General features: G+C 29.1%; 29 protein-coding genes. 13 read left to right on the forward strand and 16 right to left on the reverse strand.

The window, feature by feature from the left end; all coding sequences use genetic code 11:
* Positions 1 to 46 precede the first annotated feature (46 nt).
* Positions 47 to 517: a hypothetical protein gene (locus EDC58_RS09570; protein WP_123353299.1), complete on the forward strand. Its 471-nt coding sequence runs from the start codon at positions 47 to 49 to the stop codon at positions 515 to 517.
* A 7-nt stretch (positions 518 to 524) separates the two neighbouring features.
* Here the strand turns inward: EDC58_RS09570 and EDC58_RS09575 are convergent, their stop codons facing one another.
* Together EDC58_RS09575 and EDC58_RS09580 are read right to left on the reverse strand one after the other, a co-directional pair.
* Positions 525 to 1,103 (reverse strand): hypothetical protein, encoded by a 579-nt coding sequence (locus EDC58_RS09575; RefSeq protein WP_123353300.1) that lies wholly within the window; start codon positions 1,101 to 1,103, stop codon positions 525 to 527.
* 11 nt (positions 1,104 to 1,114) lie between these two features.
* Complete coding sequence (locus EDC58_RS09580; RefSeq protein WP_123353301.1) at positions 1,115 to 1,363, reverse strand: hypothetical protein; 249 nt, start codon at positions 1,361 to 1,363, stop codon at positions 1,115 to 1,117.
* Positions 1,364 to 1,486: 123 nt separating this feature from the next.
* Here EDC58_RS09580 and EDC58_RS09585 point away from each other — a divergent pair, with 123 nt between their 5' ends.
* From EDC58_RS09585 to EDC58_RS09610, 7 genes are all read left to right on the forward strand, one after another.
* Complete coding sequence (locus EDC58_RS09585) at positions 1,487 to 1,795, forward strand: hypothetical protein (protein ID WP_123353302.1); 309 nt, start codon at positions 1,487 to 1,489, stop codon at positions 1,793 to 1,795.
* 92 nt (positions 1,796 to 1,887) lie between these two features.
* The gene (locus EDC58_RS09590) at positions 1,888 to 2,241 is read left to right on the forward strand and encodes a hypothetical protein (RefSeq protein ID WP_123353303.1); all 354 of its coding nucleotides are present in this window, start codon (positions 1,888 to 1,890) and stop codon (positions 2,239 to 2,241) included.
* Between the two features lie 48 nt (positions 2,242 to 2,289).
* The gene (locus EDC58_RS09595; protein ID WP_123353304.1) at positions 2,290 to 2,697 is read left to right on the forward strand and encodes a hypothetical protein; all 408 of its coding nucleotides are present in this window, start codon (positions 2,290 to 2,292) and stop codon (positions 2,695 to 2,697) included.
* Positions 2,698 to 2,890: 193 nt separating this feature from the next.
* Positions 2,891 to 3,046, forward strand: a complete 156-nt coding sequence (locus EDC58_RS10160) for a hypothetical protein (protein WP_211325252.1) — start codon at positions 2,891 to 2,893, stop codon at positions 3,044 to 3,046.
* A 68-nt stretch (positions 3,047 to 3,114) separates the two neighbouring features.
* Positions 3,115 to 6,477, forward strand: a complete 3,363-nt coding sequence (locus EDC58_RS09600) for a hypothetical protein (RefSeq protein ID WP_123353305.1) — start codon at positions 3,115 to 3,117, stop codon at positions 6,475 to 6,477.
* A gap of 108 nt (positions 6,478 to 6,585) precedes the next feature.
* A complete protein-coding gene (locus tag EDC58_RS09605) occupies positions 6,586 to 7,278 on the forward strand; it encodes a hypothetical protein (protein ID WP_123353306.1) in 693 nt (230 codons plus the stop codon).
* A gap of 191 nt (positions 7,279 to 7,469) precedes the next feature.
* Positions 7,470 to 8,204, forward strand: a complete 735-nt coding sequence (locus tag EDC58_RS09610; protein WP_123353307.1) for an EAL domain-containing protein — start codon at positions 7,470 to 7,472, stop codon at positions 8,202 to 8,204.
* Here the strand turns inward: EDC58_RS09610 and EDC58_RS09615 are convergent.
* Complete coding sequence (locus tag EDC58_RS09615; RefSeq protein ID WP_123353308.1) at positions 8,196 to 8,432, reverse strand: hypothetical protein; 237 nt, start codon at positions 8,430 to 8,432, stop codon at positions 8,196 to 8,198. The two genes, EDC58_RS09610 and EDC58_RS09615, sit on opposite strands and share 9 nt — an antisense overlap.
* The gene (locus EDC58_RS09620) at positions 8,433 to 9,050 is read right to left on the reverse strand and encodes a hypothetical protein (protein ID WP_123353309.1); all 618 of its coding nucleotides are present in this window, start codon (positions 9,048 to 9,050) and stop codon (positions 8,433 to 8,435) included.
* A 167-nt stretch (positions 9,051 to 9,217) separates the two neighbouring features.
* Here EDC58_RS09620 and EDC58_RS10115 point away from each other — a divergent pair, with 167 nt between their 5' ends.
* A complete protein-coding gene (locus EDC58_RS10115) occupies positions 9,218 to 9,370 on the forward strand; it encodes a hypothetical protein (protein ID WP_170151145.1) in 153 nt (50 codons plus the stop codon).
* A gap of 80 nt (positions 9,371 to 9,450) precedes the next feature.
* Here the strand turns inward: EDC58_RS10115 and ssb are convergent, their stop codons facing one another.
* Genes ssb through EDC58_RS09640 form a run of 4 tightly spaced genes read right to left on the reverse strand, consistent with a single transcriptional unit; the run spans position 9,451 to position 11,041 of the window.
* Positions 9,451 to 9,933: a single-stranded DNA-binding protein gene (gene ssb, locus EDC58_RS09630; RefSeq protein WP_123353311.1), complete on the reverse strand. Its 483-nt coding sequence runs from the start codon at positions 9,931 to 9,933 to the stop codon at positions 9,451 to 9,453.
* Positions 9,933 to 10,058 carry a hypothetical protein gene (locus EDC58_RS10330; RefSeq protein WP_268877992.1) on the reverse strand — a complete coding sequence of 42 codons (126 nt, stop codon included), beginning with the start codon at positions 10,056 to 10,058 and terminating at the stop codon, positions 9,933 to 9,935. Before EDC58_RS10330 ends, ssb begins: the two co-directional genes overlap by 1 nt.
* Complete coding sequence (locus tag EDC58_RS09635) at positions 10,055 to 10,441, reverse strand: hypothetical protein (protein WP_123353312.1); 387 nt, start codon at positions 10,439 to 10,441, stop codon at positions 10,055 to 10,057. The genes EDC58_RS10330 and EDC58_RS09635 overlap by 4 nt, the downstream gene beginning before the upstream one ends.
* 15 nt (positions 10,442 to 10,456) lie before the next feature.
* Positions 10,457 to 11,041: a hypothetical protein gene (locus EDC58_RS09640; RefSeq protein WP_123353313.1), complete on the reverse strand. Its 585-nt coding sequence runs from the start codon at positions 11,039 to 11,041 to the stop codon at positions 10,457 to 10,459.
* A gap of 272 nt (positions 11,042 to 11,313) precedes the next feature.
* On the opposite strand from EDC58_RS09640, the gene EDC58_RS09645 reads away from it, so the two are divergent.
* From EDC58_RS09645 to EDC58_RS09660, 4 genes are all read left to right on the forward strand, one after another.
* Positions 11,314 to 11,511, forward strand: a complete 198-nt coding sequence (locus EDC58_RS09645) for a hypothetical protein (RefSeq protein WP_123353314.1) — start codon at positions 11,314 to 11,316, stop codon at positions 11,509 to 11,511.
* A gap of 44 nt (positions 11,512 to 11,555) precedes the next feature.
* A complete protein-coding gene (locus tag EDC58_RS09650) occupies positions 11,556 to 12,176 on the forward strand; it encodes a hypothetical protein (RefSeq protein ID WP_123353315.1) in 621 nt (206 codons plus the stop codon).
* A gap of 122 nt (positions 12,177 to 12,298) precedes the next feature.
* Positions 12,299 to 12,532, forward strand: a complete 234-nt coding sequence (locus EDC58_RS09655; protein ID WP_123353316.1) for a hypothetical protein — start codon at positions 12,299 to 12,301, stop codon at positions 12,530 to 12,532.
* Between the two features lie 13 nt (positions 12,533 to 12,545).
* On the forward strand, positions 12,546 to 13,466 hold the full coding sequence (locus tag EDC58_RS09660; protein WP_123353317.1) for a tyrosine-type recombinase/integrase: 921 nt from the start codon (positions 12,546 to 12,548) through the stop codon (positions 13,464 to 13,466).
* Here the strand turns inward: EDC58_RS09660 and EDC58_RS09665 are convergent.
* From EDC58_RS09665 to EDC58_RS09700, 8 genes are read right to left on the reverse strand one after another with little or no spacing between them, the layout of a single operon-like run.
* Positions 13,450 to 14,274, reverse strand: a complete 825-nt coding sequence (locus EDC58_RS09665; protein ID WP_123353318.1) for a hypothetical protein — start codon at positions 14,272 to 14,274, stop codon at positions 13,450 to 13,452. The two genes, EDC58_RS09660 and EDC58_RS09665, sit on opposite strands and share 17 nt — an antisense overlap.
* Positions 14,264 to 14,536 carry a hypothetical protein gene (locus tag EDC58_RS09670; RefSeq protein ID WP_123353319.1) on the reverse strand — a complete coding sequence of 91 codons (273 nt, stop codon included), beginning with the start codon at positions 14,534 to 14,536 and terminating at the stop codon, positions 14,264 to 14,266. The genes EDC58_RS09665 and EDC58_RS09670 overlap by 11 nt, the downstream gene beginning before the upstream one ends.
* 3 nt (positions 14,537 to 14,539) lie before the next feature.
* Positions 14,540 to 15,262, reverse strand: a complete 723-nt coding sequence (locus EDC58_RS09675) for a hypothetical protein (RefSeq protein ID WP_123353320.1) — start codon at positions 15,260 to 15,262, stop codon at positions 14,540 to 14,542.
* A 14-nt stretch (positions 15,263 to 15,276) separates the two neighbouring features.
* Positions 15,277 to 17,394 carry a DNA topoisomerase gene (locus EDC58_RS09680; RefSeq protein ID WP_123353321.1) on the reverse strand — a complete coding sequence of 706 codons (2,118 nt, stop codon included), beginning with the start codon at positions 17,392 to 17,394 and terminating at the stop codon, positions 15,277 to 15,279.
* 8 nt (positions 17,395 to 17,402) lie between these two features.
* Positions 17,403 to 18,077: a hypothetical protein gene (locus tag EDC58_RS09685; RefSeq protein ID WP_123353322.1), complete on the reverse strand. Its 675-nt coding sequence runs from the start codon at positions 18,075 to 18,077 to the stop codon at positions 17,403 to 17,405.
* A gap of 9 nt (positions 18,078 to 18,086) precedes the next feature.
* Entirely contained in the window at positions 18,087 to 18,800 is a 714-nt protein-coding gene (locus tag EDC58_RS09690) for a hypothetical protein (protein ID WP_123353323.1), read from the reverse strand.
* Between the two features lie 14 nt (positions 18,801 to 18,814).
* Entirely contained in the window at positions 18,815 to 19,744 is a 930-nt protein-coding gene (locus EDC58_RS09695) for a hypothetical protein (RefSeq protein WP_123353324.1), read from the reverse strand.
* Positions 19,745 to 19,756: 12 nt separating this feature from the next.
* The gene (locus EDC58_RS09700) at positions 19,757 to 20,107 is read right to left on the reverse strand and encodes a hypothetical protein (RefSeq protein WP_123353325.1); all 351 of its coding nucleotides are present in this window, start codon (positions 20,105 to 20,107) and stop codon (positions 19,757 to 19,759) included.
* Positions 20,108 to 20,114 lie beyond the last annotated feature (7 nt).

Consider the following 20,114-nt stretch of genomic DNA (forward strand, 5'->3'; position numbering starts at 1 on the left):
CGTTAATTTGTTAAAATAACGAAAATTGTCCTTTAAGGAGGAAAAAATGTTTGCCCAAACGATAAAAGAACTTGCGGAATATTTTAAATTACCCGTAAGAACATTACAAAAGTGGCAAAAAGAATACGAAGAAACTAATTGGAGAAGGCATTTACTTAAAAAACTTGACGATTATAAATTTTTAGAAGAAGAAACAAAAAAAGAATTAAGAGAAATTTTTGACAAAAACGAAATTAAAGCTCTTATCGCCTGTGTTAATTCCACGATACCAAGTAATGATTTTTGGGCTTTAAAAAAATTGTGGGGTTATCATATAGAAGAATGTGAAAAATACGAACCTATGAACATAACTCAATTTCTACCTGAAAATGCGGATTTAGAAATCTTTGTAAAAAAATTAAAAGATAAAATAAATAGTTTAAGCATATTTCAAAAATACATATTATTTAACGAGGTTTTTGGTTTTTGGAAACAAAAAGAAAAAGATTTGGAGGAATATATAAAAAATTATAGATAAAAATTATTTACCATCTCCAATGTTCAACATTTTTTAAATATGTTCCAAATTTTTTGGAACATACAAATTTTTTAATTTTTTCTTTAATTTCGTCTATTGAAGTCGTAAAGAAAATATTAAAATTGACATCATTAAAGATTTGATTTAATATCCCAGCTTTGTTTAAAAATGTAGAGCTTATATAAGCTCCGTGTCCGGGATAAATATTAACATTAACGTTATCGACAATTTGGTTGATAATGCTTTCTTTGACATTTAATTCAGTTAATTCATTACGAATTATGCTTATTAACTCGTTTGAGAGATTAAATTGTAAATCGTATTCAACAGCTTGGTTGAAATTAATGTTTTCAATGTTGTTTGACACAACCTCAAAATCTTCAATTTTTAAATCAAATTTTTCCATCAAAAAAGTTAAATACTTAGATAAAAAACCGATATTTACTTTATCTTTTTTTTCTCTATTTTTATAATATCCCCCATAATGTATTAAATATTTACTGAAATTTTCTAAAAATTTGTTATATCTTAAAACTTTCTCACATTCAGAATATTTATTTTTTATTTGTTTTGCTTCTTTTAACATTTTAATCCTCCTTAAATTCTTTCTATCTTTATAAGGGCGTATTGCCCTTTTATAACTCCAAAAATATACGGCTCTTTTTTTACAAATACTACCTCGCTTTTTTGTTTTCTTAATCTCTCAAAATCCTTTTTAGTTATGGGAATCTGTTTTGAAAGCCCGTAAATTTTATGTATTTCCCATAATTCCAAACCTTTTGTTATATTTATAGGCTTTTGCGGGAAAAACACATAGTTCCCGCTTTCTAACTTAATTTTTTTCATTTTAGTTCCTTTTTAAGAAATTATAACGTATATTATTCGCCAAGTCAATAAATTTATGAAAATATTACTTGATTTTTTATCAGAAATATATCATAATATGAAAAATTTACAAAAGGAGCAAAAATGAAAATATCTTTAAAAAAAACCGCCGATTTTGTCGGCATTACTGAAAGAACTCTTTATATTTGGAAAACACCAAAAAATATAAATGGCGTTAAATATCATTCTTCGTTTGGAAAACATAATCTGTATTTGGGGGCAAGAATTGCCTCCTATCTGTTTTTAAACGAAAAAGACGAACAGGAAAATAATTTTGAAGCATTAAAAAACGCTTTGGAAGAGTTAAAAAACTGCATAAAGGAAGAAAAAATAAAACCGCTTGAAGAATTCATAAACGCGGTTGAGGTTTTTAAAAATGAATTAAAAAATTAAAAATTTTTGCTACAATAATATCGACTCCTCTCCCCTCTTTTCGTTATAAATAACCCTGAAAGAAAATTTAATAATACTCTTAAAGGTTATAAATGAGTCTTAATAAAATTAACCGATTTGATATAAATACGGAAATATATTTACTCAATAAAGAAAAGGATATTTACTCTTATTTATATAGACTTCAAAAAGTGTCTTCTTACTTTTATGTAAAAAAAGTGGAAATAAAAAAACTATACGGCTATAAAGACAAACACAAAAGTCAAAATTTTAACTTCTTAAAAAACACTTTTTCTAAGATAGACCATTCTTATGCCGAAAGAGTTATTAAAAGATTGGAATGCGAACAGATAAAAAGCCCGAAAAAGTTTTTAAATATTGAGGGGAGAGATATTTTACAAAAAACCCTTGCAATGTATAAAATTTGTAAAAGATTTTTCAAATAGAAAAGTTAAGATTATAATAAATGCAAATCTTACCAAAGGAGTAAAAATATGGAAAAAGAGAAAGAACTAAATAACATCCTTGATGAACTTGAATGGGGAGGAGAAACTATTGCACTTGATGTCATAACTTTAGCTGAAAATTTAGTTGCAAGAGCGAAAGAGCGAGGAATTAATGAAAAATATGTAATTTCTTATCTAAAACAAAATCCCGGCTCAATATCTCTCTCAAATGATGAAAAAGAGATATTATTTGATTATCTTAAACTAAGAGAAAACGAGCAAATAAAAGAAGACCCGGCGTTTTTTTACTTAACTGATTTTTATAAAAAATATAAGGATGATAAAATTATCTTACTTTCTGCCGTTTCGGCACTTGGAAAAGATTTTGAATATATTGTGAATGAAATCAGAAACAGAGATAAAAAACAAAGTCTTTCTACTATGCCGACACTTTAATAAATAATAAGAGCAATTACAAAAAGCATATAACTTTTGGATAGACAACAAGATTGAAGTTGAATTTGGAAAAACATTTAAACTCTTTACTTTGTTTGATTTTTTTCTGAAGAAAAATAACTATAACCATAATGAGATTTTATCTGATTTTGCAAATTTAAAAAAAGATAGGCAAATTAAGCAAGAATCAGAAATGTTTTATCTAACAGAATTTTATCAGAAATATAGAAAAGATAAGAACATTTTATTGACTGCTTTATATGCTCTTGGGGATAAATTTGAAAAAATCGCGAATCAAATAAAAGAAAATTTACAAGAAAAAAACAACTTTAACGCACCTTCTCTTTAATCTCTCTTTTTCTCCTTCAAAATAGAAAAGTTGCCATTATAATTGTCTAAAAACTAAGGAGTATTGTAATGGCTTGCCCTAAAAATTATTTAATAACTACTATTGCGTTTTTAGAAAAAATGGTAGAAAAAGGATATTTACCAAACGACCCTGAAACTAAAAAAAGAATTGCTATTGAAATAGCAAAAGACTATGAAAATTACTTAGAGGAATTTGAAAAATATCAGAGAAAAAATAACTCAAATAAAGAGACAGGGATTGACCTCATCTCAAAAAGCCTGCTTTATTCTGTGAATTTTAATGAAGAAGCAAAACCTGAACAAATAGTTTTATCTACAAAAAGCAGTATCTTGAATAAATACGATATTCAAATAAACGTAAAATCTCTATTTAAAGAAGACGAAACCGAAAATATCATTATTCCTGATTTTAATTATACTTTTTACACGGGCGAGGATAAAATTGTCTTACCTAAACACAAAGCTCTAAACTATTTTATTTCATATTTTGCGATAACAGACCCTTACGTAATTACCACCCTTAAAGATTTTCTTAACGAACAAGGAAAAATTTATAAAGAAGAAATTGTTACAATTGATGATAACGTAGAAACGTTTATCGAGATTAATCCTCAGTCTTTACTAAGTTTTTTGCAAAATAATAACGTTATTGATGAGGATAAAATTGACGTATTTGAACTAAACAAAGAAATTACCGCCTTTTATTTAGCAGATTTGGAAAGAGCTTTAAAATCAAATAGAAGAAACGAAAATCTTAGTATCTTAAGTGACGCTTTAACTTCTAATCATATTTTTTCTGAAAGCAAATTTCCACTTAAAATAAGACTTATCCCTCTTGATGAGAAAATAGTTCTCCCTGAGATTAATTACAAAAGTAAAGGTGAAGAAGTAAAAGAAAAATATATCGTATCCTTTGATAAAATAACCCCAAATAAAGAGCTTCCTCATTTGGAAGATGTGAAATCAATACAACCTCAAAAAGTGACTTTCTCGGTACATCTCACTAAAAAATTATTCCAACTTGAGGCGGATGAGTTTAATGATGAGGTGAGTCCTCTGATATTAAACAATACGGCAATGAATAAAAAATATTTTTACCCGGAAACTATCCTTAATGAGTTCAAAAACGTTATAGTGGATGAATCGGATAAAAATCTCTCAGGACTTCTTGCAAATATTTTTAGAAAAATCGGACAGGGAGACGGCAAAAATATCGTAATCGCAACGGGGTCACCTATTGCCGGATACGGCAAAGACCTCGTTTATCTTATGGGGTATTCGGGTGAGCTTACAATTGATATGATTCAAGAAAACGTTGCAAACTTTAATAAACTTGTAGGGGTGTATGAAATAAACCTTAATCAATTAAAAAAAATACTTCCTTATCTTTCTTATAAGGAAGTTGATGATATTTTTGAAAATGCTTATCAGCATTTTGTTAGCAGTAAAGCTAAAGATAAAGTTTTTAACTCTTTTAAGTTCTTTAACGAAATTGCTACGGAGATTTTAAGGGCTCTTACAAATTTAGGTGAAAGTAATAAAGTTGAAATGGATACAAGAAAGATATTTTCTATTGATAAAGAAGAGTTTGCAAAAGATTTAGATAAAGTATTTTCTTTAATTTATAAAGAAAAAATATCCGATAATTCATTCCAAAATAAATTTTTCAAACTATCCTCAATTAACAATAACGGAATTTTTAAATTAATTCCGTCTATCTTAAACCCAAAAACTATGACGGCTCTTGTAAAAATGTTCCCTTATTCCTCTTCTATTATGTCAAGAGAGACGTTAAAAGGTAGAAAAGAGATAATGAACTTCTTAGATTTAGATAATTTTCAATTTACTTATCAATCTCCGGACAGCATAAAACCTGAAAAAGCATTTGAATATAACGATATGAGCGTTAGATTTTTTTATGAATCAGCTCGATATTACTCTGCTGTTAATTATATTAACCAAATTTATTTCTATACACTTACAAATTTTTCTTCTTTTATAAAGATGTTAAAAACACAAACTAAAGAGCTGAAAAAAGTGTTTGATGCACTTGGATTTGAATATAGCGTTAATGATATTAAAACACTTCTTAGTAAAAGTTCTACTTCCGGTAAAGATACTATGTATAACTTATACAAAACTTTTATAGACGATAACGGAAGTATGGAAAATGTTGAAAAATTAATTCCGCAAGACGTTAAAGACGATAAAATGATTGTTTTTAATTCTATTTTAAAAATATTCGATATTTATATGAATAAGTTGAATGAAATTACCAAAAGCGGAGGTTTCTCAATTAATCTTGGTAACGATGAAGTAAGTTTTAAAGTAAAAGAAACCGACTATATTGAAGAATTTAAAAACATTCTTGGAGAAACTTTATCTACTAAAAATATTCTTTTTGATGAGGGCTATCCATATATAGACGAACACAAAGTTATATTTACTTATCCTCTTGACCTTGCAATAAAAAGAGAATGGAAAGAACTCCTAAGACAAAACGAAGACGGAAAATACATTCCGTATAACTTTAGAATTACAAATAAAGCGGAAGAAGACTTATTTGATGTACTTGGCTCTAAAGGTATTTATAAGAACATCGAAGACGTCTTAAAAAGAGACAAAGAAAAAGGATTTGTTATCAGTTCTGCAAGAACAGGAGGAGCAGTGTTTAACTTACTTGATACTCTTACGGCTCTTATAAGAGCAAAACAATTTAATTCTTTCCCTATGGATAAAAAAGTTAATATTATTTTTAATGTCCCGAGCAGTGAGGAGTTAAACGTAAAAGATATCCTTTCGCGCATCAGAGAAGAGTTGATAAAACCATATAATATTGAGATTATACCGGTTTCAAGAACTTCACTTGATTCACAACTGCGCTCGTCTATAAACAAAAAATACTATACGATAGTTGTGTCAAACTATGAGAGCGTTTCAAGAGGACTTGATTTATCTGCTCTTAGTCACATTATAGCCACCGGAAGGATGACTAAAGGTAAAGAGTTTATTCAATTTTTGTCAAGACTCTTTAGCGTTGATAATGACAAAGCAGATATTTTTATGTTCCATTCGGGATACGATGTAACTTTAGCGCCTAAAAACAAAGACTCTGTTGCAATTTTTACTGAGTTTTTTAATAACGATATTCTTGATAATAAGGAAAATATAAATGAACTACTTATTAAGTTGCTTGAAGCAGAAGAAATTGTTTTTACGAATACCTCAACAAATGAAACGATGAAAAAAAGTTACGATAAAATAATGACATATAAATTCTTTATGAGTGGAGAGCGTACAGGTGCTTTTAAAAACGAAGCACAAAATTCGCTTTTCGAAGCAAAAACAAAAAAAAGTAAAGAAACCACTCAAGAACAAGAACTTACATCACATATCTCTCAAGAAATATAAAAAAATCCTCTTTTTTTTATATTTTTCTTTCTTTTTCTTAAAAATAGAGAAAAGTTTGTTTTATAATTTAGTTAGAGAAATAACTTATAGGAAAGGAAAGGATAGGAAATGGAAAAAGAAAATATTTTCCCCGATAGTAACATCGGCAAAAAGTTAAAAATTGATATAGATGTTGATGTTAATCATAACGATGATAATAATGAGGAAAAAAAACAAATTAATATGTCAGCACTTTTTCAAAAAATTGAAGAAGAAAAACAAAAAACCGGTCAGCTTATTAAAGTTACCGGTTTTCTTGATGAATTAACCGAAGACGATGAAGAGATTAACAAAGACGTAAAAAAAGGAAAGGAAATTCTGCTTCAAGCAGAAAAAGAGCTTGAGGAAGCCACTAAAATATATCAAGACGCTCAAAAAAAATCTATTGAAAAAAAGTCCTTAGAAAAAACCGAAGAAGAGCAAAACGAGAAACAAGAATTCGAAGACGAAATTATCGAAGGTGTAGAAAGTTTTGTAGATACGAAAAACGACGATGTGAAAGAAAAAGAAGAAGAACAAAATCAAGAAAAAATCCAAGAGCTAAGTAAAGAAATCGAAGAACTTTTAGAGAGAATCGAAGATAAATTGCAAAGGATTGATGAAATGCTTAGCGAAGCAATTGAGATTATTCAAAGGGCTCAGAAAAAAATAGCCCAAAAATACGGAATTGAGGAAAATAACGATATCCAAATCGAACAATCTATAAAAAAAGAAATCAAACAAACAAACGATAACGATAACAATAATAGTCCGTCTTTATAAGAACTTTTATTTTTCTTTAAATTTTCATTATTTTTCCTTTATTTTTTCTTTATTTTTCGTCCCCCTTTTTTCTCCTTTGTGTTTTTTTGTTAAATTTTTGTCTTTTTTATGTCATTTCTCCGTAAAAGTAGAAAATTTGTTAATACAATAGTGCAAAATGGGATAAAAAAACCGAAAAAAAAGGACTTTTTATGAATTTGGGGACGAAAAATAGAGAAATGCAAAAAGTTTTTAGACTTATACCCTACAAACAAAAAATATTCCAAAAAGACGGAAAACCCTTTGGTGTTGAAATACTTGCAAGAGGAATTAATAAAAACGGAAAAGTTATAAGCCCGCTTTTTATATTCAAACATCTCAGAACTCAAAATAACTCTAAGTATATAAGACTTATTAAAGCTTTTTACGGAAAAGTTTTTTATTTTGTTATTCCTCAAATAAATACAAATGTATTTATTAATTTGAATTTGGGAGATTTGCATAACGTTAATTTCATAAAATTTTTTGAAAAAGCTTTAAGAGTATTAAAAAACAAAGGTTTAACAAACCGAATTTATATCGAAATAACGGAGGATTTTATTGATGAGGAGGGAATTAAAAGAATTCAAGCCTTAAAAGAAAAATACAAATTTAAAATTGCGCTTGACGATTTTGGAACGGGTATGAGTAATATCGATACAATTATGAATTTGAAGCCAGATATAATCAAACTTGATAGGTCGTTTGTAAAGATGAAAGACAACTCTTTTTTTGTGAGTTTGCTTGATGCTATTTGTACGCTTGATTGCCCTTTTGTTGTTGAGGGTATAGAAGAGTTTGAAGATTATAAATTTTTCAAAGAAAAGAAAGTTAATTTTTATCAGGGTTTTTTACTTTCAAAACCCTCCCCTTTTCTTTATAAAAAGAAAAAAAGAAGATTAAAATAAAAATCGCTCTTCACTCTCTTTTTTCTTAATTATGACGGGATATCCGTCTTTGTCAAAAGTTTCAATTTCATACCCTTTTTTTATAAGGGAGATTTTCTTTTTTAAGCTTCTTCGTTTTAGGGCTTTTGAAATAATTACGTAACTTACGTAGCTTAACGCAAAAAGAAAAAAAAGCGTAGAAATACTTATTATGCTCATAAACCCGCTCATTAATACTACATCGTTCATTTATTTTTCTCCTTTTAAAAATTTTGTAATGTAAGTAATTGTATTCGTTCCGTTTGGATTAAGATTTTCAACCGAGTCTGGTTTTTTGTTTAGCAAAATATCTATTGTTTCATTTTTTCTAAAACCAAACCCGGTTTTTTTAATAAGTTTATTTTCTTTATGTATTATCTCAAGATACTTTTCCAAATGACACTTATCAATAAATTCGCTAAAGATAAAATTGTCATATTGATAACCGAGCTCACAAAACGGAACTCTTATTATTTTTTCTTTGTCAAAGCCGCTTGCAATGAGTTTGTAAAACAATATCGAAGACATAAGCTCACCCATTTCATCAAGGTCATATCCGATAAAAATGTATGAGCTCTCATACTTTTTAGTTATAAAATAAACTATATCATCATAATATATATTTTTTAGTTTTATAGAGATGTCTTGATTGTTTAATTTTATCGGCGTTGATATTTTCATTTCGCAAGTTTCAATTATATTCTTCGTTTCCCCTACCGGTTGGGGATAAAATGTAAAAGATAAAAAATCCGAATTTGTGATTCTTCTAAGTTCTTCATCATAATGAGTTCCTATCGAACTCTCTGATACGAAAAGATTTTTTTTCATTTTCTTCCTTTATGTTTTCAATTACGAAAAAAAATAACAATATAAATAACGTATATATTGTAGAAGTAATAAAAAAAGCAAACAAACTCTTAAAATAAAGAGTTTTTAAAATATTTGATTCTATTATCCCTATAAAAATTTTATAGTATAATAACGGAGCAAGGAAAATGGAGAAAGAGAAAACGCAGTCGTCTAAGCTTAAGGCGACTGCAAACGGAATTATTAGTATCGTCATCAGTATTAATGAAAAACCTACCGCGGTAAAGATTGCGGTATATATTGGTAAAAATTTTAAAATCTTAAAAGAAATTCCTATATAATATAGGAATAAAATACCTACGATTCCGCTTAGTAATATTTTTGCGATGTCTTTTATCTTACTACACATTTTTAATCTCCGTTAAAATGGAAATTCATCTTCGTCAATGTCGATATTTGGCAATTTTGTTTGTCCGGTTGTTTGTTCGGACTGCGGTTGGTCTTGTTGCATTTGAGGTTGATGAGATTGAGTTATAGGCTGTGTTGATGTTTGGGGCTGAGAATTTTGATTTTCTTGTTTTGTACTTAAAAACTGCACTTTTTCGGCGACAATTGAATGTTTGTTTCTTTTTTGTCCGGTACTATCCACCCAACTTTCAAGTATAAGTCTTCCCTCAATTAATACTTTATTACCCTTTTTGAGATACTGATTGGCAATTTCGGCACTTCTACCAAAAAGCGTAATATCAATAAACATAACTTCTTGTTTCTCTTCACCTGTTAAGTTGTCTTTATATTTTCTGTTCGTTGCAAGTCCGAATTTTGTTATTGCCGTACCGCTTGGAGTATATTTTAACTCCGGGTCTCTTGTTAAGTTTCCTATAAGAATTACCTTGTTAAACATTATTTCTCCTTTAATTTTTTGTTTCTATAAGGTTTTATAATTAATTCGTTTTTTTTAGTTTTTGGATTATATCTGTAATATGTAGAAATAAGACGTTTAGCTTCTTTAGGGGACATTCTTATCATTGTAGTTCCCCTACGACTTTTTTAAATTCTTCCTCAACCACTTTTTTGAATAGCGCTTTGTAAAAGTCATTTGCATTCTTTTTTCCAACGTCCGCAAGCCCCTTTAGCATTTTGAGCTTCTTGATTGTTTCTTTGTCTTCCACTTCGTTAAGGGTAAATGAAATTCTTACGTTGTTTCCCTGAGCTATTTCTTTTAACTCTCTTTTTTTTACTTTATTTACAAAGTTCTTGATATTTTCAGGATTATTTATATCAAGCTCTTGAATATCCTCCGCAGTTACGAATTGCGGGTTTATTTCAGGAATTTTCCCGTCTTTTATTAGTTTGTTTATATACGCACGAATTTCCTCTTTTGTGCTTGGCAATATTTCTTTGATATTCATTTTTACTCCTTTTAATTAAAATTGATATGGAATTTTAAAAACTTTTTCCTCATCGGTTCCGTTTATACTTAACTTAAGTATAACTTCTTTTTCTTTTATTTCCGATAAAATCCTCAACTTTTTTTCTGCAAGATATGCTAAAGTGGCAAAAATGATTATTTCAGAAAAAATATCTGAATCAACGTCTAAAGTAATTTTATTTTCTAAAACAAGAGAAAAGAGTTGTGATGTTCTTTCGTCGTCGATAATTACGTTTTTGTTAAGAATATCGTTAATGTAATTTTTCTTTATAAAAGTTATGAAAAATAACTTAATAAGCTCCGGATTGCCTTTTATTTCAATACTTAATTTCTCAGGGTTATCAACATAGTATAGATTTGCTTCAGCAAAACTTCCGTCTTTGTACTCTTCCTTTAATTTTAATATATTTTCATCTTTTTGCTTTTCTAAGAAGTAAAGTTCTTGATATAAAAGAAAACTTAAATTTAATAACGTTCTGTTTCTATTTGATGTTTCAATGCCTAAGCCTATATCTATCTCTTTATTTTTTCTATCTATGTTTATTTGAAGTAATTTGACTTTATTGTTTCTTTTTTCCATATTTACCCCTTAAACTTTTATTTATATGATTATAAATAATAATCGTCATATATTCAAGATAGATTATAAAAATTAAAGATAAGTTTTTATAATATAAAAAACATTTTTTATGTTTTAGGGGTAAAACTACCTATAAAAAATTAAAGATAAGTAATACTTATCTTTAATTTTGTATGATTTTTTGATATTATTTGTCTGTTAGAGTATTTTTTAGACGTTTCAAAAGTTACCTAAAGCTTAATTTTTAACAAAACCGAACTAAAAGGAGAAAAATGAACGAAATTGTAGAAAAAGCAATTAAGTCACCTATTTTTCAAGAATTAATCGCTGTTGCCGATAATGTAGAGTATAAAGGCAATAAGGTGATTTTTAAACGATTAAGAGAAAAACCGAAAATAACACCGATTAAGAATCGATTACCTGTTAAATATGTAGTTTATCACAAAAACGACTTAATGCTTATCTTTTAACCGATTTTTTGCGGAAAGAAAACAAAAAAGAAAAAGGACGCAAAATGAAAAAACAAACAAAAAAAGAACTTGCGCTGCTGTTTGCAGCGTATGTATTTATTAACAGAGGTTTGGAAATAGCCGAGGTTAAAGAAGAGGATGTTAAAATTATGGACGAATATTCGCTTAAAGTAATAAATATCTTCCAAAAACTTAAAAAACTCTCCCCTACTTTTCATAATAGAGAGTTAGTATTCTATTATTACAAACGCTTATATTTACTTGAAGACAAACCGGTAAATATAGCTCCGTTGGTTTTAGGGCTATTTCTATTAAGAACATATCTCGAGTTAAGAGAAGAAACTAAATATATAAATGTAGCAAGCAAAAAAGAAGTTGAAAGAATTATCAGGGAAGTCTCAAAAGATTATGAGATAAAACCTGAAGACGTCAGACTTGCCTATGAGTTTGCTACGGCTTTTCTCCCTGAGAAAGCCGGTTTAATTGAATTTAAAAAAATTACTAAAAGACTTTTTGGGATTGAGTTTATTAAAAACCTGAATTTTACTATCGAGATGATTGAAAAATACAAAAAGGGTCTTAAAATTACCCAAGAGGCTATTCTAAAAGCTAAAAAAGCTACCGAAGAATTTTTTAACCCTATGTCTTGTATTAATATTTTCTAAAGAGAATTTTTATTTTCCAGCCGTTATTAATTGCTCCTCTTTGGAGCTTTTTATGAGTGATAAAATCGACGAAAAAACGTTTATAGAAATTAATTATTCTACTTGTTAAAAAAGGAGGGAAAATGACAATATTTGGATATGATATTGATGTGGTTATGAAAGCCTCTTTATTACTTGGGTGGGTCATTGTATCCACCTTGTTTTTAATTTATGCAAATCATAACTATTTAAACAATCTTTATTGGTATAAAAAGGGATATCATTATTATAAAAATAAAGTAAAAATATGGGCGGGATTAAACTTTTTTGCATTATTATGTGTAATATCTTCAATAGTTTTAATTGCAATTAGTTAAGTAAAGGATAATAATGCTTGAACAGCAAATCGATTCTTTTATCAAAGAGTGTCATATTAAAGGGCTCTCTCATAACACCATTAAAAGATATGAGAGAGTTTTGCACAATTTTAATGAATTTTTATATGAATATGCCGGAGAAAGAGATATTAAAGATATTACCATAAACGACTTAGAGCCGTTTTTAGTTAAGGAGTATATATTTAAACTCCAAAAAAAAGGCATTTCAAATTCTTCTGTAAAAAACGAGTATGATATTATCAAGTTATTTATTAGACATATTGTCGAAAATTACGATATTAATTTTGATTTTTCTAAACTTAAAATAAATATTAAAAATCCCCATAAAATCAAACCTCACCTTACTAAGAACGAATATGAAAAAGTCTTAAATGCCTTAAAGGAAAAACTAAGAAAGACTAAAAGCCTTAACGTTTTTTCTACGTTTTTAACTATTTATATACTCGCCTTAACGGGTATGAGAGCCGAAGAGCTTATAAAAATGAAAAAAAATAACATCTCTATTGATGACGAATGGTTCTTAAAATTAAAGATTAAAGGAAAAGGGGGCAAAGAAAGAGAAAATTTTATATTATTAGAAAATATAGAAGAATTTTTAGAAAAATATGAGAGATTGAAAAAAAAAGAAAATATATTCGAAAATGAATATTTTATAGTAAATAAAAAAAACAAACCTTTAAAATATAATAATCTCTACGTAACAAATAATAAGTTTCTGTTGAAATTAGGAATTGATAAAAATAAAAAAGGACTACATTTATACCGCCGGACTTTCGGAATGTTAAAACTTCAAGAGGGGCACGATATCGCCGCAATAAGTGAATGGCTCGGTCACCACAATATAGGAGTGACTCACAAATATTATGCGAGAGCGAATGAAATAGGAAAAAAACGACTTATCTTAAAAAATTAATATCGACAATATCTTCTAAAAAAACTTGTTTATCTATTTTTAGTTTTTCAAAAAACTCTCTTCTCTTTTCGTCTTCTTTAAAAATGCTCTTATATACTTCAAATACCGCATTTATTATATTGTCTTCTTTTAGAAGAGTTTTTTGAATTTGATGAGTGTTTATAAAAACTTGAGGTATATCTTTAAGTATTTGCTCGTTAAAGTTTTGTTGTATTGTGATTATTTCATCTCTCTTTTTTTTCTTTTTCAAGTTTTCAAAATAATCACTCTCTTCAAGTTCTTCAAGAAGCTCATTTATAAAGCTTTTAGCCGATTTTCTGAGCTCTTTTTCCGATTTGTATGTAAAGAATTCATCAAGTACTTTTTCGATATCGTCTTCTTCTATCTTGTTAAAGTTAATTTCAAAAAAATTTCTAAAATGTTTCAATTCCTTTTTAACATCTTCCGGGAGTTTTTCGAATTGCTCTTTTGGGGTTAGTTCTTTTTCTTTTTCCGTTTCCTCAGGGGTGTTTTCTTTATTTTTTACAATTTCCTTATTTTCCGCTTCAATTTTTTTGTTGTTTTCTTTTTTTACTTCCTTATTCTCCTTAGGATTGTCTTCTTGTTGAGATGTTTGTTTAGTTTTTTCTTTATTGTCTTCTTTAATGTTTTGTTGAGGTTGAGGTTGAGGTTTAGGCTTTTCTTTCGTTTTTTCTTCTTTTTTAATTGCTTTTGCTATATCTTGAATGGAAAAGGTAACTTTTTCTTTTAATTTTTTATCTTCTTGTATCTCTTGCCCTTTTGTTTTGTCTAAGGTTTTAATCGCCATTTTTGTTTCCTTTTAGAAAATTCATAATTTTTTTTACTAAAAAGATGTTTTTCTTATCAGTATATATATAAGAAAAGTTTCTATATAGAATTAAAAAAAGCCAAGAGCTTATTAGCATTGCAAAAGGAAAGAATAAAACTTTAAACGATAAATAAGCGATTATTAAAAAAATAACTCCCTCTTTTGTTAAAAAGAAATATCCTATAGAGAGTTTTTTCTTATATTGTGTTTTATATAAAAACTCTCTAAATTTATCTTGCATATTTTACCTTTTAGTGATAATAGGGATATTGATTTCCGTAAATTTAAGCCCAAAAGGATTATCTATATTTCCGTATCTAACGACGTTAAAAAACCCTTTGGCTTTTACGTTAAAGCTAACTTTTTTACTTCTCCATTTATTCAGAGTTGTAAGCTCTTTATAATAGGCATTTACTATCGCATAATAAGTTATATTAATGGTAAAATTACCTTTTTTATCGACGTTGTAAAGGTTGATTTTATAATCATATACTCTAACATATTCAGGGTATTCGTCCTCGTTTATCAATTCAAAAATGTTTTTAGCATAATTCTGAATAATTTTTTTGTTTATAAGATAAGGCAAAAATGTCTTAAACGGCGTATATTTTTTAATCATATCTTCATAAGAAGTATAATTTACCTTAAACCCCTTAGAAACCGAAACTAAATCTTGAATTAAATGCTCTTGAATAAGATTTTTAACGTATAAAGCAACTCTTTTATCCGAATAAAATACCGGTTGTTTTTTAAGAGCTACAATATTGCCCGTACTCGAGATAAATATAACTTTTCCCAAATCCTTTTTAACATAACTTAACGTTTCTTGATTTTTATCCAGCAAATCCCCTATTTTTGAATTAAGGTATAAGAAAGTAACGACAATCATTATAGTAGTTATCCACGCGTTTGTCGTAAAAAATTTGATTACTTTTTTGTTAAAGTTTTCCATATTACTAAGTTTCATTTTTCTCCTTTTTTTTAGAAAATGAATTTTATTTTTCCGTTTTCAAGTTCCACTTTAGTTTTAACTCTTTTTTGTTTTTGTTTATAAAAAACGTCGATTTTGACGGATTTCCCCTCAAGCAATTTCTTGAAATTTGAGGGTGTGAGTTTGTAAGAGATTTTTTCTGTATCTACCTTATAAGGAATATAAAAATCACAGCTACCTTGATTTTCCCAGCCGTTTTCGGTTTTTACGATTTTTCTATTCTCGCATATAAAAGCGTTTTTTCCGGCTAAAACATTGCCTTTACATTTAGGACATTTACCTATATTCCTTGAGTCTTGAGCAAGCTTTGAGAGTTCTTCTGCGTTTTTGTCTATTGAATTTTTAATAAGCTCAAATGTTTTTTTAATAATTTCGTTTCTCTTAATAAAAGCTTCCTGTAAAGTGATTTTTTTATCAGTTAAAGCTTGTAATATCTCCTCTTCAAACTGATTAATAATATATACCGCTTCTTGGGGGATAAGTTTGATAAATTCAATCGCAAACTTAGTCGCAAAAAGTTTATTTTTACTTATTTCTACAAATGGTCTTTCTTTGTCCGTAACTTTGTTAAAAAGTGACTTATAAGTCGATTCGGCACCTATGTTTTTTTTCTTCATAACATCTAAGATTGAGCGTGTGGTATATAAACTCGGCGGTTTGGTATAGTCTTTAATAATAATTGTTTCTTCAGGTACTATTATGCTGTTTTCAAGGTTTTGAGGGTTTTGGATTTTACTTTTTCTTTTCTCTTCTCCGTAAATTTCCTTATATCCCAACGAAATGTCGCTTATTTCTTTTAGTTCTACCTCAACACCCTCAACTTCTCCTTTAATGGTAATTGTTTTAGTTATGGGATTTGGCATAAATATACTAAGTAGTCTTTTTGCCGCTAAATCAAACACAATTTTTTCATCTTTTGAGAGTTTGCTTATATCAATTCCCGCTCTTGCAACCGTGCAGGGAGTGTGATTGATTTTTAACTTTTCAGCCATCTCCTCGGGGTACCATAACCCTTTTTTCTTCAAGTCAGGGTCGATTTCCACTCCGTAGAGTTTAGCGTAATAGCTCGCTATCTTTTGTTGTTCGGCAAAGTTATTTTCGGGCATCATATTTTTACTATCCGTTCTCGGGTATGTGAGGATATTATTAAGATACATTTGCTCAAGCAGTCCTTTTTTTTCATCAAGCAGTGAAAACGGGTCTTTTTTTAATATTTTTGATGCGTCTTTTGCAAGGTCACTCCCGTCATACCACTTAAGCGGAGGCTCTTCTTTTTGTTTTATCTCAACTTTTTTAATTTTTATAGGTTTTTCATCTATTTTTTGCGCTATTTCATAAACTTTGTTTTGGTCGTATTTTACCTCATCAGGTAGTTTTACCACAAACTCACCCAAATCGGTTTTTAACTTTATATTAAAAAACGTTTTTTTATCGTGCTGGAGATATTCTATAGTTCTTTTAACAATTAAATCGACTAAACGGGTTTGAGCTGTCCCAAACGATACTTTTTTATCCATTTTACCGATAAGATACCTTGAAGCGTTTATCCCTACCCCGTAGTTTAAATCACCTTTTAAAAGTGCCCTATTAGCCATTAGATGATATTCACTTAGTCTTTTTTTATCGTGCAGATTGTCTAACGCCCATTCAAGCTCTTTTTTAAGAGCCTCTTTAGATAAGTTGTCCGTTCTGACAAAACCGCCGAGTTTATTTATCGTCTTTGTATATAAAAGTATCTCTTTACTGATACTTTTACCCTCATCGTCAGGGTCGGTTGCGTCAAGGATAATATCACACCCGAACAATAGATTTTTTAAGTCTCTATAAATTGAAAGTTTGTCCGGGTCCGGTTTTCTTGGGTAAAAATTATCTTCCGGAGGCAGGAAAGGGAGATAGTCTATATGATTTTTATATGCTCCCTCAAACTTCTTATCAAACTCTTTTAAGTCGGGTATTCCGAAAATATGCCCCGCAAGGGCAAAAATAGTTATTTCATACTCTCCGTATTTTCCGACTATCGCTCTTCCTAAATTTTTAGGAGAGCCTATTATTTCGCTAAATATCGCTTTTTGTGAGGGTTTTTCGCACAATAGTAGTATTTTTTTCATACCCACCCTTAGAAATAATCTTTTCCGAGTTTAAAGTTATGTTGTTTTAAGAATCTTAAGGCGTCTTTTTGTGAGTCGAAAAGTACTTTAAGGCGCTTTGTTTTAGGGTCTATCGAATAGACTAAATTTGCTTCATTTAATACTTTTCTATAAAAGGCGGTATTTGGGAATTCGTAAAATACAATTTTTTTCTCATCGTCAGGCAGTTTAGGGAGCTTCGGGACTGCTTCAAGCTCATTATTTACTATTGCGTTCGTTACCGGAGAATCCTCAACGTATTTAGGCGGGTTTGGCATAGGCGCGTTTGCCTCATAGCCGTTTGGCAGAGTTGGGATAAATACAATATCTTGAGGACTTAAAGGTTTCTCAATTTGACAACCTTTTACCACTATTCTAACATTTCCGTTATCATCCGTAACCTGATAAACCTCCGGATAAGTAATTTTTTGTTTGTAGATAAGATACTTACCAGCCTCATACGCTTTTATTTTAGCCATATACTCTTTGATTTTGCGTTCTGCGTACAATAATGCATCTCTATAACCTTTTTGATATCCGTCTTTGTAACCGACTTTATAACCTTGAGTATAAAAGAATTTTTCAGCTTCCGCACTTAGAGGCTTATCGCTTTTTGCATATAAAAAAGCACTCATTACGGCTGAAATTAATAGTAATTTTTTCATAATCACTCCTTATTTTTGTTGTTGTAATATGGTAATTGCGTCGTTAAATATTTCTCTTAGCTTAGTCATATATTCAAATTGACTGAGTGTTATAGGTAAGTTTGTTATATTCATTGCGTTTGATGTCTTCACAATTGTGTAAAGGGAGCCCATAGAAGCTTCTATTAAAGTAAATAAAATAACGATAAAAAGTGTTGAATAAAATGCTCTTGTAAAAAAACAATCAAAATTTATATTAGATGTTGAATTATCAAGCGATGTTCTACATTTAACGTAGGACACTGAAAATACAAAGATAACTAACCCTACAGATATAACTTCGAAAATTATAAATAATAAATATTCAATCAGAATAATTGTCGTTAATGTTATAGCTTCGTTTTTAACGGTAGGGTCTGTAAAATTTGAAATTATCTCATTAAACAGCTCAGGCGTCCATTTTGTTGTAAAAAAATAATAAATTCCTTTTGCAATATAAGGGGATTGTGTCGCGATAATAATTAAAATAATAAACGCACTTGTTAAGGTAATAATAGAGAGCGAATAAATCACACTTCTTGCTAAAACACCCTCAAGTTTCATTTGTTCGTTATTAGCGTCCGTTCCTTGCTTGTATTGATAATAAAAATATCCGCTTATGGCAAGTACCGGAAAAATTACTAACACCAAACTCAATCCGCCATATAAGGCGATTGAAGTTAAATCGTCTATCGAAAAGTTCATTTTTTACCTGCTCCCTACCTTGTTGTGATATTTTTAATATCGTTTGCACTTTGCGGTTGAGGTTTTTTGCTTATTGTTACGATAACAACTCCTTTATCGTTTTTAACTATGTTTAAAAGATAAAATCTTCCGATTTTGTCACCTTTTTTATAAATTCTTTTACCAAGCCAAAGTTCTCCGTCTTTTACGGCTCCGTAATGAGCGATAATACCCGCTACTTGTTCGAATGTTTTGTTGTTTAAATCTGAAAAATCAACCCTACCGAGTGTTCTTTTTATTTTTCTTTCGGTCAGGCAGGTTTCGCCCTTTGAGATATTAAGTTTTGCGTCACAATTATTAGGATTGTTTTTGCAAAATTCTCTAAGAGCCTCAGGTGTTAAGACTCTATTAACTAAATAAAACTTACCTCTTGCTACAACCTTTTTAATTTCGGTTTTAGTTGTATCGCTTTTAATAATTCTTTGTCTTACGGGACAATTTGTGATTTTTTCCTCAATCAAAAACACCTTATCAGGCATTTTGTTTTGGAAATATCTTTGAAGTACGCCGCTATAAGTGACCGTGTAATTTGTTACTTCTTTAATTAGCGGGTGCAAATTGGAATGATTTGCGATAATTTGTGCGTTTAAAAACGCATCAGGACGTCTTTCATTTACCGCAAAAATCAAAAGCCCGGATTTTGTTTCAATCGGATTGAAAGCAAGTTTAAGCCCTAAAGCTTTATACTTTACGATATCAGGAAGTGTTAAATTTTTAGTATTAATATAAACCATATAGCCGTTAAGTGTGATTTTTTGATTAATTGCGTATTTACTTTCGTTTTTTAGTACGCTTAGAGTATCGTAAATTCCGTCTTCATAAGCTTTTTTTAGAATTGGAGCATTTACCGCTCCAAACAATGTAGAAGTTGCGATAATAAGTGAAACAGATAATTTTTTAAGCATTTTATCTCCTTTTTAATTTTTTGTATTTTTTATTGCTTTTAGGTTTTTTATTTTTTTAAGTAAAAAATTAATTTTTCTATCTTCTAAGTTTATTTTTTGGGTTAAAATATTTAGCTTAGTAATCTCTTTTCTATATTCGTCTTCAAGTTTTTTGTTTTGCTCCCTAAGAGAGATTAATTCATTCCATAATATCCCCGTTTGCTTGTCCTGAAGTAGAAATTCAGTATATACTTGTTTCATATTAGGGACATAAGTTTGAAATATTTCTGTACATAAGCCGCATCCCTCAACGCAGGCACAATGACAACCCGCATATAAATTAACTACCACTGCCGCAGTTATAATAGTTAAGGCTTTTTTCATCTTAACC

This window comes from Caminibacter pacificus (genome assembly GCF_003752135.1).
Classification (GTDB): Bacteria; Campylobacterota; Campylobacteria; order Campylobacterales; family Nautiliaceae; genus Caminibacter; species Caminibacter pacificus.